The sequence below is a fragment of the Lacticaseibacillus songhuajiangensis genome, assembly GCF_003946025.1.
Classification (GTDB): Bacteria; Bacillota; Bacilli; order Lactobacillales; family Lactobacillaceae; genus Lacticaseibacillus; species Lacticaseibacillus songhuajiangensis.
Genome location: NZ_RHNR01000052.1, coordinates 1 through 16,341, shown reverse-complemented (window position 1 = coordinate 16,341; position 16,341 = coordinate 1). Strand labels below are relative to the sequence as shown.

At 49.9% G+C, this 16,341-nt stretch carries 14 protein-coding genes; 7 read left to right on the top strand and 7 right to left on the bottom strand.

Annotated elements, in window-relative coordinates; translation table 11 throughout:
- Window positions 1-251 precede the first annotated feature (251 nt).
- The 7 genes from EKM97_RS10505 to pyrH form a co-directional block, all read right to left on the bottom strand.
- Window positions 252-4,583 (bottom strand): PolC-type DNA polymerase III, encoded by a 4,332-nt coding sequence (locus EKM97_RS10505; protein ID WP_225419275.1) that lies wholly within the window; start codon window positions 4,581-4,583, stop codon window positions 252-254.
- A gap of 170 nt (window positions 4,584-4,753) precedes the next feature.
- The gene (locus EKM97_RS10500) at window positions 4,754-6,466 is read right to left on the bottom strand and encodes a proline--tRNA ligase (protein ID WP_125572362.1); all 1,713 of its coding nucleotides are present in this window, start codon (window positions 6,464-6,466) and stop codon (window positions 4,754-4,756) included.
- A 27-nt stretch (window positions 6,467-6,493) separates the two neighbouring features.
- Window positions 6,494-7,729 (bottom strand): RIP metalloprotease RseP, encoded by a 1,236-nt coding sequence (gene rseP / locus EKM97_RS10495; RefSeq protein WP_125572361.1) that lies wholly within the window; start codon window positions 7,727-7,729, stop codon window positions 6,494-6,496.
- A 21-nt stretch (window positions 7,730-7,750) separates the two neighbouring features.
- Entirely contained in the window at window positions 7,751-8,539 is a 789-nt protein-coding gene (locus tag EKM97_RS10490) for a phosphatidate cytidylyltransferase (RefSeq protein WP_125572360.1), read from the bottom strand.
- Window positions 8,540-8,553: 14 nt separating this feature from the next.
- Complete coding sequence (locus tag EKM97_RS10485) at window positions 8,554-9,306, bottom strand: isoprenyl transferase (protein ID WP_125572359.1); 753 nt, start codon at window positions 9,304-9,306, stop codon at window positions 8,554-8,556.
- A 155-nt stretch (window positions 9,307-9,461) separates the two neighbouring features.
- A complete protein-coding gene (frr, locus tag EKM97_RS10480) occupies window positions 9,462-10,019 on the bottom strand; it encodes a ribosome recycling factor (RefSeq protein ID WP_125572358.1) in 558 nt (185 codons plus the stop codon).
- A 2-nt stretch (window positions 10,020-10,021) separates the two neighbouring features.
- The gene (gene pyrH / locus EKM97_RS10475; RefSeq protein WP_125572357.1) at window positions 10,022-10,741 is read right to left on the bottom strand and encodes a UMP kinase; all 720 of its coding nucleotides are present in this window, start codon (window positions 10,739-10,741) and stop codon (window positions 10,022-10,024) included.
- A gap of 209 nt (window positions 10,742-10,950) precedes the next feature.
- Here pyrH and EKM97_RS10470 point away from each other — a divergent pair, with 209 nt between their 5' ends.
- The 7 genes from EKM97_RS10470 to EKM97_RS10440 all read left to right on the top strand — a co-directional run bounded on the left by EKM97_RS10470 (window position 10,951) and on the right by EKM97_RS10440 (window position 16,014).
- A complete protein-coding gene (locus tag EKM97_RS10470) occupies window positions 10,951-11,670 on the top strand; it encodes a hypothetical protein (RefSeq protein ID WP_125572356.1) in 720 nt (239 codons plus the stop codon).
- Between the two features lie 612 nt (window positions 11,671-12,282).
- On the top strand, window positions 12,283-12,705 hold the full coding sequence (locus EKM97_RS10465) for a helix-turn-helix domain-containing protein (RefSeq protein ID WP_125572355.1): 423 nt from the start codon (window positions 12,283-12,285) through the stop codon (window positions 12,703-12,705).
- Window positions 12,706-12,746: 41 nt separating this feature from the next.
- Window positions 12,747-13,121, top strand: coding sequence for an ImmA/IrrE family metallo-endopeptidase (locus tag EKM97_RS10460; protein ID WP_125572354.1), 375 nt, complete (start codon window positions 12,747-12,749; stop codon window positions 13,119-13,121).
- Between the two features lie 43 nt (window positions 13,122-13,164).
- The gene (locus EKM97_RS10455; RefSeq protein WP_125572353.1) at window positions 13,165-14,115 is read left to right on the top strand and encodes a hypothetical protein; all 951 of its coding nucleotides are present in this window, start codon (window positions 13,165-13,167) and stop codon (window positions 14,113-14,115) included.
- A 125-nt stretch (window positions 14,116-14,240) separates the two neighbouring features.
- Window positions 14,241-15,095 carry a hypothetical protein gene (locus EKM97_RS10450; RefSeq protein ID WP_125572352.1) on the top strand — a complete coding sequence of 285 codons (855 nt, stop codon included), beginning with the start codon at window positions 14,241-14,243 and terminating at the stop codon, window positions 15,093-15,095.
- Window positions 15,096-15,106: 11 nt separating this feature from the next.
- A complete protein-coding gene (locus EKM97_RS10445; RefSeq protein WP_164507530.1) occupies window positions 15,107-15,439 on the top strand; it encodes an STAS-like domain-containing protein in 333 nt (110 codons plus the stop codon).
- A gap of 2 nt (window positions 15,440-15,441) precedes the next feature.
- A complete protein-coding gene (locus EKM97_RS10440; RefSeq protein WP_125572350.1) occupies window positions 15,442-16,014 on the top strand; it encodes a PIN domain-containing protein in 573 nt (190 codons plus the stop codon).
- Window positions 16,015-16,341 lie beyond the last annotated feature (327 nt).

The window sequence follows — 16,341 nt, the reverse complement described above, 5'->3', positions numbered from 1 at the left end:
CGGGAGCGCGGAGTTGACGCCGTTCTTGCGGCAACTCCGCCAGCGGAAGACCGCGATAGCGGGCTGAAGCAGTCCCCGCCCGACGTAGTTCCCGGAGCGCAGCCCAAGCGCACCACCACCGGAGTTGCCGACCCCACCGCCTTGCGGCGTTGTGAAAGCTGCTTAAAGTGCAGGTCGCACCCTTGCGGGCGCGGACTTACGCTGACGGACAGCGAATACAAAAACACCCCCGCAAGCGGAGGTGTTTTCGGTTAGAACAAATTGTCGAACAGGCTGAGCTGGTTTTCGTCTGGCAGTGCGTCGAGAACACGCTGTTCGGTCATGTAGTCGATGATGGTCTTGGAGACCTTCCCGCGGTTCTGCAAGTCTTCCTTAGAAAGAAACGGCTTTTCTTCACGTGCGGAAACAATCTGCTTGGCCACATTTTCGCCCAAACCCGGAATCGCGCGGAATGGCGCCAGCAAGGTGTGGTCATCAACAATGAGGAAGTCGTGACTGTCGCTCTTCTCAATGTCCACCATCTGGATGGTGTAACCACGCTCCAGGCATTCGTTAGCGATTTCGAGAATCGTCTGCAGGCCTTTTTCTTTAGCACTGGCCTCGTTCCCCTTGTCACTGATTTCTTTGATGGCCGCCTTAACGGCGTCCTTACCGCGGCTCATCGCCACGAGGTCAAAGTCTTCAGCCCGCACGGAGAAGTATGCTGCGTAGTAAACCATGGGGTAGTACACCTTGAACCAAGCAATGCGCAGCGCCATCATCACGTACGCGGTCGCGTGGGCCTTTGGGAACATGTACTTAATTTTGAGGCAGGAATCGATGTACCAGTCCGGCACGTTCGGGTTATCCCGCATCGCCTGTTGCCAGTCGTCCGGGATCCCGCGTCCCTTACGCACGTGCTCCATGATATTGAAGGCCATGGAGTCGTCCATTCCCCAGTGGATGAGGTCCATCATGATGTTATCACGACAACCAATAACGTCCTTCAGGGAGATGACGCCTTGACTCACCAGTTCTTCAGCATTGCCCAGCCACACGTCCGTCCCGTGGGACAATCCAGAAATCTGTAGCAATTCGGCGAAGGTACCCGGCTTGGTCTCTTCGAGCATTCCGCGTACAAAACGCGTCCCGAATTCCGGCACGCCGAGCGTCCCGGTCTTCGAGTTAATCTGCTCCGGCGTCACGCCGAGCGACTCGGTACCGGAGAACAGTTGCATGACACCTGGGTCATCAGTTGGAATGGATTTTGGCTCCACACCGGACAAATCCTGCAGCATGCGGATCATCGTCGGGTCATCATGACCCAAGACATCCATCTTCAGAATGTTGTCATGGATGGAGTGGAAATCAAAATGCGTGGTCAACCAGGCAGCGCCTTGGTCATCGGCAGGGTACTGGATAGGCGTAAAGTCGTAAATATCCATGTTGCCCGGCACAATCAGAATCCCAGCTGGGTGTTGCCCAGTCGTGCGCTTAACACCAGTTGCACCGGAAGCAAGGCGGTCAATTTCCGCCCCACGCAGCATCAGGCCATTGTCACGTTCGTAAGCCTTCACGTAACCATAAGCTGTCTTGTCGGCAACGGTGCCGATAGTCCCGGCACGGAACGCGTGATCCTCCCCGAACATGATTTTGATGTAGTTGTGCGCAACGGGCTGGTAGTCCCCAGAGAAGTTCAGGTCAATATCAGGCACCTTGTCCCCGTGGAAACCCAGGAAGGTTTCGAACGGAATATCGTGGCCATCTTTGATCAGTTCGGTGCCGCACTTCGGGCAATCCTTATCAGGTAAGTCAAAGCCAGACCCGTATTCACCCTTCGTGTAGAACTCACTGTACTGACACTGCGGGCAGCGGTAATGCGGCGGCAGAGGATTAACTTCAGTAATTCCCGACAGTGTCGCTGCTAAACTAGAACCAACAGACCCACGGGAACCAACCAGGTACCCGTCCTTGTTGGACTTGAGTACCAGCTGCTGGGCGATGTTGTAAATGACCGCAAACCCATTGCCGATGATGCTCTTGAGTTCCTTCTTAACCCGTGCGGCCACGATTTCGGGTAATTCCTCACCGTACCATTCGTGGGCGGTGCGCATAACGTCACGTTCGAAGTTTTCGTTAACCCCCGGAATTTCAGGGGTATAGAGCTTATCCTTAACTGGCGTGATGTCATCTTGAATCCAATCAGCCACGGTGTGCGTGTTGGTGATGACAATTTCGCGTGCCTTCTCCTCGCCAAGCCAAGAGAACTCGCTGAGCATTTCATCGGTACTGCGAAAGTGAACATCAGGCAGTTCGTAGCGGTTGAGCATGTTCGCCCCACCTTGGCTGTTAATCAGAATTTTGCGGTAAATCGCATCGTGGTCGTCCAGGTAATGGGCATCCCCCGTTGCGACCACCGGCTTACCGAGTTCGTCGCCGAGCTTGATGATTTTGCCGATAATGTCTTTGAGGTGCGCCGGACCGGAAACCATCTGGCCTTCCAGTAACTGCCGGTAGTTCGGTAGCGGCTGCACTTCCAGGTAGTCGTAGTACTTCGCCAGCTCGCGGGCTTCATCGACCCCTTTTTGCATGACCGCGGTGAAAACTTCGCCCTTCTCGCAGCCAGAGCCGACAATCAAACCCTCGCGATAATGGTTCAGGCGACTGCGCGGCACCCGCGGCACCCGGTAAAAGGTCTGCGTCATTGATTCAGACACGAGCTTGAATAAATTCTTGAGTCCCGCCTGGGTCTTGGCCATCACGATGGCGTGTGTTGGCCGTGCGTTCTTGTACGCGTCGCCCGCACCCACGCGGTCGTTCAACTGGTTCAGCTTATCCCAGCCGTACATTTCGCCGGCTTCTTTAAACAGCGCGTACATCAGGTACCCAGTTGCCTCGGCATCAGCGTTCGCACGGTGGTGGTTTTCCAAGACAATGTTGTATTTCTTGGTCAGGGTATCCAACTTGTGGTTCTTGTTTTCCGGGTGCAGCGTGCGCGACAGTTCCAAGGTATCAATGACCGGCTGCGTAATTGGCTGCATCTCCAAGCGCCGGTAAGCCGCCGTCAGGAAGCCCACGTCAAAAGTAACGTTGTGCCCAACCATGATGGTGCCCTCAGTAAACTTAGCAAACTTGCCGAAGACTTCCGCTTCGGTGCCACCCTTTTGCACCATCTCGTTGGTAATGTGGGTCAAATTCATCGTGAAGTCGGACAGTGCAAAGCCAGGATTAATCATTTCTTCAAAAGAATCGATGACGTTGCCGTCCTGCATTTTGACCGCGGCCAGTTCGATGACCTTATCGTAAACCGCGGACAGTCCCGTGGTTTCCACGTCAAACACAACGTAGGTCTGATCCGCGAGTGACAGTGGCTGGTCATTACGGTACGCAACCGGCGTGCCGTCATCCACCAAGTTCACCTCGACGCCGTACAGCATCTTGATGCCGTTCTTCTTGGCAGAGCTGTACGCTTCAGGATAGGCCTGCAAGTTCGCGTGGTCCGTCACGGCGATAGCCGGATGACCCCAACTGGCAGCGCGCTTCACGTAGTCGCTAATTGGTGGCATCCCGTCCATCTGACTCATGTTGGTGTGCAGGTGGAGCTCAATGCGTTTTTCACCCTCAGCGGTATCCTGACGCTCCTGATGCTTCACCTGCATCAAATCGCGCGCGTTCACCGTCAGTTCGCGGGAATAGGAGTCTTCCTGCACACTGCCGCGCACCTTCAGCCACATGCCTTTCTGAATCTCATCGAAGACGGCTTCTTCTTCCTTGTTGTTACTGAACTTCTTCACGAGGAAAGAGCTGGTGTAGTCGGTAATTTTGACAGTCATCAGCTTGCGCTTGCTGCGCAGTTCCCGAACCTCGACGTCGAATACGTAACCTTCAATCAGGACACTGCGTTCTTCCTGGTTGATCGTGACCATCTGCTGAACGTCTTCGCCGGGTTTGATGTCGCGGCCCAGCAAAATTGCGGGTGATTCGGCTGCCTTGGCGCGGTCCTCACTTGCCTTTTGAATGACACTTGCGGCACGTTCCGCCATCGCTGCGGTCTCTTCAGCCCGCTTGCTTTGGAATTCACTCAAGTTTGCGGCCTCGGCAGCCTTATCGACTTCCGGCCGGATGGTGAGCCCGCCAAAGCCCAGGTCGCGGAATTCATTCTCCAGTGCCTGCTGCGGGCCATCCGCAACAAATTGCCGCATCGGTTCGTTTTCCACAGGCAAAATTACGGTGCGTTCGCGCAATTCGGGCACCATGGACTCACACTGTTGCGCGACGATTGCCGACTGCAACTGCGCGTGACTCACCACGTAATCCCAATAGCCGCGCACCAATCCCACATCATACTCACTGCTGCGGGTCCGCACGTGCAAACTCGTCTGCGCGATGGCACTAAAAGCACTGGCAAGCGCACTCTCAAACTGATTGAAAATGGCGTAAGGCAGAATTTCGGCAAAGGTAATCTGGAAGTCATAACGGTGCGATTGGGTGTGCACCGTCACGCCATCAACCGTGGCACCCTTGAACGCGGGTGCGTTCAGGATGCCCTGGTCGAGCTGAATTTGTTCGACCAGTTTGCTAAACATTTCCTCTTTACTGAGCATGGGACTCCTTTCTGGAGGCTGCGCAAAAAGGCGTTCAGAACCGGGTCCTGCCTTTTCACGCGCGACTGCGATGTATCTACACCCCACAGCCACCTCTTATCAAAAGAAAGACGGAGCAGGCACCCGGGCCAACCCCGTCTTTCTTTACATTTCAAGCAATTAAGTCGTGCTTAGTTTTCAGCGTCACCGAGCAGAATCTTGATTGAGTTAATGAGTTCTTCAACCTTAACTTCAATGCCTTCGTCGTTCGAACGCAGTTTAACTTCAACGATGCCTTCGCCGGCCTTCTTACCAACGGTGACCCGCACAGGCAAACCAATGAGGTCAGAATCCGCGAACTTGACCCCAGGACGTTCCTTACGGTCATCCAAGAGGACACTGTAACCAGCTTCTTCCAATTCCTTGGTGACTTGGTCCGCCAACTGAACTTGTTCGGCCTTCTTAGTGTTGATTGGTACCACGTGAATGTCAAATGGCGCAATGTCCCGTGGCCAAACCATGCCGTTGTCGTCGGCAGTCTGTTCCACGATGGCAGAGAGTAGACGTGACACCCCAATACCGTATGAACCCATGATAATTGGCTGGTTGCGCCCGTTTTCGTCCAGGAAGTTGGCACCAAGAACCTTGGAGTAACGTGTCCCCAACTTGAAAATGTGTCCAATTTCAATACCACGCGTGAAGTGGAGACTGCCCTTACCGTCTGGCGAAGGTTCGCCCTCGAGCACGAAGCGGATGTCGGCGACGGTTTCCGGTGTGAAGTCACGACCTGGGTTAACGTTGGCCAAGTGCTTGCCGTCTTCGTTCGCACCAGCAAACGCATTAACCATATCCATGACACTGTTATCGGCGATGACGCGCACGTCGTCATCAACCTTAACTGGACCGACGTTACCAGGATGCACGTGCAAGTACTGCTGTACCTGGTCGTTTGTCGCCATGTCGAGGAAGTCCGCGCCCAGCAGGTTCTTCAGCTTAACGTCGTTGACTTCAAAATTCCCGCGCACAAGCGCCAGCACTGGCTGCTCGTCCGCAATGAAGAGCACGGCCTTAATAATCCGGTCGCTGTCAACACCGAGCTTAGCGGCAACTTCGTCGACTGTTTTGGCATCGCCAGTATCAACCAACTTCAGCTCGCCAGGCTTCTCGTCGCTGGTCTGCGGCGTTGTCAGCGTGGTGGCCATTTCGAGGTTGGCGGCGTAATCACTGCCATCGGAGTAAACGATGGTGTCTTCACCGATTGGCGCAATGGCGGAGAATTCAGTGGAGTCCTTACCACCCATGGCGCCACCGTCGCCGATAATCGCGCGGTAGTTCAAGCCAACTCGGTCAAAAATGTTCCGGTAGGCCTGGCCCATTTCCTTGTAAATAGCGTCGAGGTCTTCTTCGTTCGCCGTGAAGGAATAAGCATCCTGCATGATGAACTCACGACCGCGAAGCAGACCGTAACGCGGACGATCTTCGTCGCGGAACTTGGTCTGAATTTGGTAAAGCACCATCGGCATCCGCTTGTAACTTGTTAGCTGGTTAGCCACGAGTTCCGTAAAGGTTTCCTCGTGCGTCGGTCCCAAGATTAGGTCACGTTCATGACGATCCTTGAGCTTGTACAGGTTTGGTCCGTATGTGCTATAACGACCAGACCGCTCCCAGAGCTCAGCAGGCAAAAGTGCAGGCTGGCGCATCTTTACCGCGTCAATTTTGCTCATTTCCTCATCGACAATTTTTTCGATGTTTTCGAGCACCCGTTCAGCCAGTGGCAGGTAAGCGTAAACCCCGGCCGCCACTTGGTTGATATAGCCGGCACGCAGCATTAGCTGGTGGGACTTGGCTTCAGCACCGCTAGGCACTTCCTTCGTAGTTGGAATCAAAACACGACTTTGCTTCATAATAGAATATTTCCCCTCAACTAATAGTTAGAATATGCGCAGGATGTCGTTGATGGTCACCGCAATCATCAGTGCAAATACGAGGGCTGCACCGACTAGGGTCACCATGCCCTCCTTTTCAGGCGGCAATGGCTTTCTGCGAATCATTTCAATGATGTTCAGTACGATTTTACCACCATCAAGCATCGGAATTGGCAATAGATTCATAATTCCCAGGTTAATGGACAGCGAGGCCATAAACCAAATGATGGTGTAAAGGCCGCCGCTAGCGGCCTGGCTGGTCATCGTGTAGATGCCGACCGGTCCTGCTAATTTGTTCAGCGAGAAGCCGCCGGTCACGAGTGAGCGCAATGCGCCGAGAATCTGACGCGTCAGCTGCCAAGGCTCCGTTACGGAGTACTTGAGCGCCGTGCCTATGTTCCGGTCAATAGCGCTACTAATGCCAATGAGCCCCTTCTTCGGCTTCACGGTGAGCGTCATGGCCTTGCCACCGCGCCGCACAGACAACTTGATACTTTGCTGCTTATGCTTACCAATCTGCGTGGCAACCGCCTGAAAACTGCCAGTCTGCTTACCATCAACCGCGACGATGCGATCATTAGCCTGCAAACCCGCCCGAGCAGCTGGTGAGTTGCTCGACACAGTTCCGATCTGGTTGCCAGTCGAAGGCACGCCCATGGTGAGCGCCAACACAAAGAACGCAATAAATGCCAGAATGAAATTGTTCATCGGTCCGGCAAAATTCACGAGAATTCGCCGCCAGATGGAAACACTCTGGAACTGAACGTCCCGCGGCGCAATTTGGACCTCGGTGCCGTCTTTTTCAATGACGGTGGCATCGTGATCCACGTCCCAAGTGAGCAGCTGCGACTCATCGCCGTTTGCGTAACCACTGATTGTGAGCTTGTCGATGAGGTCACTGGCACTAACTTGCACGGGCACACCACCTTCGAGCATCAGTTTGTCTGAGGTGTTGATGCGGCTAATTTTGCCATTGGCACCCGTAATCAGGCTCACCTGCATCCCAGGGCGCAAGTCAGCTTCTTCGTCTTGCCAGCCGGCCATGCGCACATAACCACCAAGTGGTAGCATGCGTACCGTGTAAGCAGTGCTACCACTGCGTTTACTGTATAGTTTAGGACCCATGCCGACTGAGAATTCGCGGACGAGAATGCCACTTTTACGTGCAAAGAAGAAGTGACCAAACTCGTGCACAATGACAATCGTCCCGAAGATAATCAGAAACCAGATAAAGGTGCTCATCGCAAACCTCCCGTCGCTTGTTTAGACAAGGCCGAGCCAGTGAATCATTGGCAGCACGAACAGCAGGCTGTCGAAGCGGTCCAAGATGCCACCGTGACCCGGCAGAATTTTACCAGAGTCCTTAACGCCGTAGTAGCGCTTAAGCGCGGATTCGGCGAGGTCCCCCATTTGCCCCCAAACGGACAGCAGGAGTGCAATCAAAAGCATGGTGACCATGCCGTGCCCGAGGTCAAAGAACTGGATGTAGATTGCAGCAAAAATCATGGCAACCACAACCCCACCGATTGAACCTTCCCAGGTCTTGTTGGGACTGATAGCAGGCCAGAGTTTGTGCTTCCCGAAGGCGCGGCCAAACATGTAAGCACCGGAATCTGTAAGCCACACAATCAGCAGCGCGAACATCAACATTTCTAGGCCCTTAACGTTACGGATGGCGGCCAGGTAGTGGAAACCGGTCCCAATGTAGATGATGGACAGCGCGGTCACCCCGATGTCATCGTAACTGGTCTTGTTCTTGCTGGTCACCGTCAGAATCAGCAAAAGCGCAATAATCACGCCCAAGAGGTCCGTCCGGCCAAAGCCGCTTGGCAGCCAGTTCAGGGCGGCATCTGGCAGTGTTACCGCCAGCACACCCAGTCCGCCGACCAAAGCTTCTGCGGACACAATAATCTTCTTACGCATGATGAAGATTTCGCTCATAGCAATCAGCGCCAATACCGCCGCCGCCAGGTCAATCCAGAACCCACCCGCAATTAGAATGGGAATGAAGATGGCGAGTGCAACCACCGCCGTTATAACACGTTGCTTCATTGATTAAGTACTCCTTATTTTTTAATTCCGCCAAAGCGCCGGTCGCGTCCCGCAAAATCGGCAAAGGCCGCCTTGAGGTCGTCCGGGCTAAAGTCAGGCCAGAGTCGGTCGGTGAAAACCAGCTCAGAATAAGCGATCTGCCACAAAAGGAAATTCGAGATGCGCTCCTCACCACTAGTACGAATGAGCAGGTCTGGGTCCGCGAGTTCACCAAGCGGTGCCGTCATCAGCGCAGCATCAATGTCGCTCGCCTGAACGTCTGCCGCCTGCAGGTCGCCATCATTGGCTCGCTGCACCAGCTTCTGGGCGGCGCGGACAAGTTCATCCCGACCACCGTAGTTGAGGGCAAAATTCAGGACCATCCCGGTATTATTGGCAGTATCCGCCACAGCGTCAGCGCATGCCTTTTGCGTGGACGCTGGCAGCATGCTCGTGTCGCCCATAATCATGACCTTCACGTTCTGCTCGATGAGTTCAGGCACAAACTTGTTAAAGAAGGTGACGGGCAGGCTCATCAGGTAGGAAACCTCACCCTCAGGACGCTTCCAGTTCTCCGTCGAGAACGCGTACAAGGTGAGCACCTTAACCCCGAGGTCCGACGCTGCGCGCGTAATCGTGCGCACATTGTCCATCCCCTGCTTGTGACCAGCAATGCGCGGCAACATCCGCTTCTTTGCCCAGCGGCCATTGCCATCCATGATGATGGCCACGTGCCGCGGAACCCGCGCGGGATCCAGCTCAATATCTTTTTGTTTTCCGTTCAGCACAAGACGCCTCCAGATGTGGTTATTATTACCATACGAGTTTAGCAGATTATGGCGCTTAGCAAAAGCTCAAGGCGACAAACAGTCGCTTTCGTATTACCGCTAATGAAAAAAGCCGCCGACGAGCACGCGCCAGCGACTTTTCTGTGAGGCATCGATTAGCCTTCGGTGATTTCCTTTTCCTTGTTGGCCGCAATCTTGTCGATGTCAGCGGTGGCGTTATCGGTCACCTTCTGCACATCTTTTTCAAGGCGGTGCAAGTCGTCTTCAGTGATGTCACCATTCTTCTGCTGGCGCTTGAGGTCATCCATGGCGTCACGACGGACGTTGCGGACGGCAATCTTTGCGCTTTCAGCGAATTTGCCAACTTCCTTGGCCAATTCCTTACGGCGGTCGGTCGTCAGCTGCGGGATAACCAGACGAATCGCGGAGCCGTCGTTGGCTGGGTTAATCCCCAAGTCAGAGACGAGCAAGGCATTCTCGATTTCCTTCAGACTGGACTTGTCGTAAGGTGTGACCATCAGCACACGTGGTTCTGGAATAGTGATGGCAGACATCTGGTTGAGGGGTGTTGGTGCCCCGTAGTAATCCACCATGATGTTCGCCAGAAGCCCAGCGTTAGCCCGGCCGGCACGAATTGTGCCGAGGTCGTGTTCAAGCACGCCCTCGGTTTTCTTCATGTTCTCCTTAGCGCGTTCAATTGCTTCGTTAGCCATGATTAGTTTCTCCCTTCAATCGTGGTCCCGACCTTTTCACCCATCACAACACGCTTGATGTTGGAAGGTTCGTTAAGGTTAAAGACAACCAGTGGAATATCGTTATCCATGGACAAGCTGCTGGCAGTTGTGTCCATAATCTGCAGGCCCTTGGTGATGACGTCCATGTGGCTCAAGGTGTCAAACTTAACTGCAGAAGCATCCTTGGCTGGATCAGCGGAGTAAACCCCGTCAACCCCGTTCTTTGCCATCAGAATGGCATCGGCGTTGATTTCAGCAGCGCGCAGTGCCGCTGTCGTGTCAGTACTGAAGTATGGGTTACCAGTACCAGCAGCGAAAATCACGACGCGGCCCTTTTCGAGGTGCCGTACTGCCTTCCGACGAATGTATGGTTCAGCAATCTGCCGCATTTCGATAGACGTCTGCACACGAGTTGGGACGTCCATGCTTTCCAGATTATCCTGCAGTGCCAGGGCGTTCATCACGGTCGCGAGCATCCCCATGTAGTCAGCCTGAGCACGTTCCATGCCCATCTGCGCACCGGTTTCACCACGCCAGATGTTCCCACCACCACAAACGATGGCAACCTGAATGCCCAGGTCATGCACTTCCTTGATCTGCTTAGCGACTTCCGCAATGACTGGGGGCTGGATGCCGAAGCCCGTTTCACCAGCAAGAGCTTCACCACTAACTTTAAGAACGATACGGTTGTATTTGGCCATGAATAATAAACTCCTCTGTATTTTGCTAGTAACAGTTTACCATAAATGGCTTCAGGGCGGAGGAGTTTCTCATTTTGAACGAAATTCTGAATTATCACGATCAGCGACATGGTTTGAGAAATTTGAAATATTTGAGCGAGTATTATTCACGTACCAACCATGAATCAATTATAATAAATCCGAAGTTCGCCTCTTGAAAGGACATTTTTATGGATAAACAAACCAACTCGAAGTTTGGGTTCATTGCACCCATTTCTGCAATGAACCATCACGACGGGGTATTTTTTGAAACGATTCGAAAACGTATTTCAAGTTTTCTTGTAGCTCAGGGTTATCCGCGACCAATTTTAGTAAGTGAATTTAGTGGTAGTAACGACATCTTGAACAAAATACTAGAAGGCATCAATGAGTGCGATATCATTATTGTGGATATGACCGAGAAAAACCCTAACGTTACCCTGGAATTAGGCCTTCGCGCTGCTGCCGATAAACCTTTCATACTCATTCAATCAAATGATGATCGAGAGTTCCTTTCAGATTTTCAAATGCAACAAATTCTGTTTTATCCCAATGACCTCGACACAAATTTACTAAATCAATTCTACAATCAGTTACTCAATAGAATTACATCTGAACAAACGAAGCTTTTAGATCCTGACTATTCGCCATTTCTTAAAGAGCACGTTATTTACAAGCCATCCGACGTCAAAACCAATCGAAACCCCATTGGTATAACTCTGTCAGATCTGCAAACTCGAATTGCAAAACTAGAAAACGCGGCCCCCTTCACCGAGGAAGCACTAAGAATTTCGGAAATCGTTGCAGACGATGCGTTTCAAAACTACGTCAATCTCGCCAAGAAAAAAAATATAGCAGTCCCTGAACTCGGAACTTATTACTACCACAATCATTTCAATCAGCCTATGTAGCATCGTTTTTCATTAATGGATATCCTGCTTGAGGCGAAAATTCTTCCAGCACATACTTCAGCATCTTTTAGCAATCAGGACATCACGTCAAACTCACCCGCTGTCAATTTCATGCATAAAGCTCGGACACTTTTCTGTGCGAATAGAATCAATGCCGACTACACACCGCAGAGTCAAGAGGAAGTATTCCGCGTGTGCGCCGGCTGAATAACACTCCGTAATCCTACACAGTACAGGTTCCTTTTGTACCGTGTATTCGTCAATTACTAACCCAAACTTGTCAGAATCCAACATACACGAAAATCAGGCATCCGCCGTCCCAATGTGATTGCGAATGCCGACTTTTGTTAACAACGACAGCTACTTTCCCTGCATGTTTTATCCAAGAGCCTAGACCATTTCAGTAGTTGTATAACTTAGCTCTGACGGTGATGCTTAATGAAGCTCAGGTCGATTTCTGACTTCATGTTCATCTCCCTTTTTTTCTATGCACCTATAGTGCCGTGCGGTAATCGCATGATTAAGAATTATTTGTTCGAATTTCGCACGTGTTTCGAAAATCACATGAATTGATGCTATTCTGTATGCGTAAATCGCATAGGAGGTACACAAATGGCTACACTACAATCACGTCTGATAGATCTGCGCGAATCCAAAAACATGAGCCAGGCTGAACTTGCTCGTCGTATGCAGGTCGATGGTTCAATTATCAGTAAAATCGAGAGCGGTGCGCGCAAGGTCTCAAGCGAAGAACTTGCGAAATTAGCAAGTATCTATGAAGTGACCACGGACTATCTTCTGGGCATCAACAAAACCCCTGCATGGGCAACGGAGAAACAGGTCACCGACCTTAAAGACTGGCTCGATGACCCGGACGCTATGGACGGTTTTTCCTTCGGCGGTACTGATCTCACTGAGGATGAAAAGGCCAAGCTCAAAATGAGCATGACTCAAATCTTTTGGGACAGACTCGAACTGGACCGCATGCCTATGCCGGATACCAAGTACATGCGAAAAAACGGTGATGACAAGTAATGCTAAACAATCCAGTCACACCGGAAAACATGGCCTATTTCATGAATAGACGCTACAAAACTTCTGAACCGTGGGCGCTCGTCGAACGGCTTAATATATGTGTGGAATGGACCGATGCGCTTAAAGACGACAAGCTGGGACGTACTAACTACTCCCCTTTTGGAGAGTCAGTAATCTACCTGGCATCAAGCATCAGGCACAGTCCCATCAAGACTAGAGTTTTGGCGCACGAACTCGGGCACGCACTTCTACAAAATGGTGTGGCAGCCTACTATAAAATGGCAGACCGTGGCCACAGCAAGTCAGAAGACGAGGCAGACCGTTTTGCACTCACTCTTCTGACACAACTTTACGAAGAAGAGTTTGGGCGATTGCCAGACAAACTGGAAGATATTCAGATGCAGTACGGGCTTTAAATAGTAAGAGGAATTTGGGATGGGTAATTGGGGGTAAATTAATATGGACTTTCTCGTCTTTTTGATGTGGATCGGTATGTATGGTTCATTCTTTGCTGGAATAATTTGGTTAATCTACGCGCTAATAAAAAAGCGGCACAAAAAACCAGGAATCATTCTACTGGTCGTTGCCTTGCTAATTCTTGTAGCCGCGCAATTCCTACCGGATAAATACCTTGCGGATGACAACGACAATACTCGCACCGCCAAAACTGCAAAGAATAAAACCACTAAGCAGAAAGCGGCCGCTAGCAGTAAAAGGTTAGCAGAATCTAAGAAAAAAGCTGCTAAGGCATCCTCAGAGTCAAAACATAAAAAGGTTGTTGCCACATCTGAATCAAAGAAAGTAGCCGCAACCAAAAAAGCTAACGCTAAAAAGAAGGCATTAGCCGAAAGCAAGCGTAAGGCTGAAGCGTCCGCTAAAAAGTCAGCGGACGCCAAAGCCGCAACGTCAACAGTTGCATTTGGTAAGAAATTGCACAAGGTTGATAGTGATGTCACTGGGGTTACCAAGTACAATGGCGTTCTCACTGTCGTAATGAAAAAGTCTGTTGCCAGCAAATTGACTGACACCAAGCTGATTCAAGAAAAAGTGCTTAAAGACGCCATAAACGTGATTGCGTATGCTTCAAAGAGTCCAATGGCTTCCAAAGGGGTTCTCGTGGTTGGCGGGTACATCAAGGATGAAGTTGGCCCTTCCCCGGTAATGAGTGTTTATTATGATAAATCCGCATTAGCCAATGCGGGGTACAAGCCTAATTATATTTACCAGGATGACGCACTGGACTTGTTCAGCAAATCAACCTGTTACTATCTGTATGGCATGTACATCAAGAACGCAACTGATGATCATCGCGGAATTTTCGAAGGATTTCGCACGAGTGATGTTTCTGCTGCGCCAAGCTGGTTTGAGACTATTCTCGCTGGTGACGATGTTGTTAAAGCTGACAAGTAGCATCATCACCGAGGCCGAGTTCGAGGCCAAGAAGAAGGAACTTCTCGGTCTGTAAACCAAATATCCCCGACCAGTTCGCAGGTTCGACTCCTGCACGGGGAATACTAAATTTGTGAGGTGTCCATTTGAACTACCACATTGTGATTCCAGAAAAAGTTGATAATCTTGCCCCAAAAATTGCAAACTTGATTCGGGTATTAGACATCCCAAGTTTGGATGCTGGTGATTCTGTTCATCTTGATTTTTCGCACACGGAGATGGAGGCACGTGTATACTCCAGCGGAATGAGTGATAAAATTAAGGAAGCCTTTTCCAAAAATGGGTTTCTAAAATCAGTTGGCATTCCATCAGAAACAACTGACACCTATAACACCACAATTCCAATATTTAACGGCTATAGTCAAAATGAGTATGCTATTAAAGCCTACCTGGACGAATTTGTATTTAACAACGAGCATTGGCCACGCAGCTATAACAACTCACTTTTTGGAATAGAAACAATAAACTCTGCAATTTATGAGTTCACAAGAAACGTTAACGAACATTCAGGTAGCAATCGCGTTTTTATGTGCGGTCAATTCTATCCAAGAAATAATAATCTGCGGTTCTGTATTGTTGATAAAGGAAAATCGATTCCCTTCAATATCCGCAATCTGCTACCCAACCTAGCAGCTTTAACAGATTGCGATGTCATTGAATGGGCGACCGGAAAAGGAAATTCCACAAAGCCTGATAAAGTGGCCGGTGGTGTTGGTTTATATTCTATAAAGCAGTCGATGATCAATTATGGTGAGGTTACCATCTTGTCAAACGAGGGACTGTGGAAACAAGCTCTTTTAGGTGGTCATAGACACATACCATTAACATCAAAATTTGGCGGTACCATTATTCATTTGAATTTTTTCTTGGACAAAATACCGAGTTATATGCCTTCACAAAGCGAAGATGCTACAATTAACAATGATGATATATTTTTTTAGGAGGTATGACAATGGATGAAAAAACACTGATTGTTAAAGACGTGATACAATCAAACCTTGCTGTCTCCCCCGAAGATGGTAGTAACGTTTTCTCCATACTTGAGTCTTCAATCAAGCAAAAGCACCTGATGCATGTTGATTTTTCCGGTCTGCAAACAGTAACAACTGCATTCTTAAACGCTGCAATAGGCGATTTGTATGCTAATCAAGACCGAGACACACTGAATAAGTTTATTAAAATCGATGGTCAAACACTAACCAACTTGCAGAGACAAAAAGTACAACTTGTGATGGAAAATGCTAGAACGAGACTATCAAACGATGAAATTGACGAGGAGATGTAATTATGGCGGGACGAAGGTACCTTGCCTCAACTTTTCCGTTTAGTGATAAAAGTCATATTCTGGTAGATACAAATGTTTGGACATTCATCCACTCAGTTCAGATTTCAAATCAAGATCCGGGATATGCTGATCTTTTGTATAATAAGATTATTCCTGCTGGGGCACACCTATACACCTCACCGTTAATTATCCAAGAGTTCGTCAACGTTATGACAAGAGCGGCTTGGCGAGCCTATCGAAAAAGAGTTAATCGTGATGAGGATACTTGCCCGTACAAGAAAGTTTATCGTCGTACTCAGGATTTTCGCAATAACTACCAACTAGCTATCGACATTGTGAAAACTGAAATTATTCCCAGATGCACCGTTATCAGCATCTCACCAGGAATGTTAAATGATTCGATTACCAATTACTCCGCCCAAGATTTCAACGATGATCTCATCATGAAATGCGCCGAGGCCAACGGCTTAATCATTCTTACTGACGATGAAGATTTTACGAATCACACAAGTGCATCCACAATCACGATATCAAAACACAATCGTAAAAAGGACCACAAACGATCTTATCGTTAATAGTCCTTTTATTTTTACGGTTGTTACGAACACCAGTTCGTGAACTGAAACAACTTTTTACACATTTCAGGAGGAACACACACCATGAGAAAATGGGAACCAGTACCCCGTCACCCCCAACATCTACAGCTACGAAACCGAAAAAAGGAAAAAAATACGGCGTACGTCTTGGCTATGTAAATAGTGGCTGGTGAATTAGCCCTAACTTTCAGGCAAATCCGCGATAACTTTGTAATCAATCTTCACCGCAGTCTTATTCTTTTTGGCAGTAATCGAAATTGGTCTACTTAAAACTGCGAGAAGATTTTCCAAATTCGCCATGACCAC

Excerpts from the sequence above, each read along its gene's own strand:
- EKM97_RS10505 (WP_225419275.1), bottom strand. The coding sequence starts at position 4,583 with ATGCTCAGTAAAGAGGAAATGTTTAGCAAACTGGTCGAACAAATTCAG.
- EKM97_RS10500 (WP_125572362.1), bottom strand. The coding sequence starts at position 6,466 with ATGAAGCAAAGTCGTGTTTTGATTCCAACTACGAAGGAAGTGCCTAGC.
- rseP (WP_125572361.1), bottom strand. The coding sequence starts at position 7,729 with ATGAGCACCTTTATCTGGTTTCTGATTATCTTCGGGACGATTGTCATT.
- EKM97_RS10490 (WP_125572360.1), bottom strand. The coding sequence starts at position 8,539 with ATGAAGCAACGTGTTATAACGGCGGTGGTTGCACTCGCCATCTTCATT.
- frr (WP_125572358.1), bottom strand. The coding sequence starts at position 10,019 with ATGGCTAACGAAGCAATTGAACGCGCTAAGGAGAACATGAAGAAAACC.
- pyrH (WP_125572357.1), bottom strand. The coding sequence starts at position 10,741 with ATGGCCAAATACAACCGTATCGTTCTTAAAGTTAGTGGTGAAGCTCTT.
- EKM97_RS10470 (WP_125572356.1), top strand. The coding sequence starts at position 10,951 with ATGGATAAACAAACCAACTCGAAGTTTGGGTTCATTGCACCCATTTCT.
- EKM97_RS10465 (WP_125572355.1), top strand. The coding sequence starts at position 12,283 with ATGGCTACACTACAATCACGTCTGATAGATCTGCGCGAATCCAAAAAC.
- EKM97_RS10460 (WP_125572354.1), top strand. The coding sequence starts at position 12,747 with ATGAATAGACGCTACAAAACTTCTGAACCGTGGGCGCTCGTCGAACGG.
- EKM97_RS10455 (WP_125572353.1), top strand. The coding sequence starts at position 13,165 with ATGGACTTTCTCGTCTTTTTGATGTGGATCGGTATGTATGGTTCATTC.
- EKM97_RS10445 (WP_164507530.1), top strand. The coding sequence starts at position 15,107 with ATGGATGAAAAAACACTGATTGTTAAAGACGTGATACAATCAAACCTT.
- EKM97_RS10440 (WP_125572350.1), top strand. The coding sequence starts at position 15,442 with ATGGCGGGACGAAGGTACCTTGCCTCAACTTTTCCGTTTAGTGATAAA.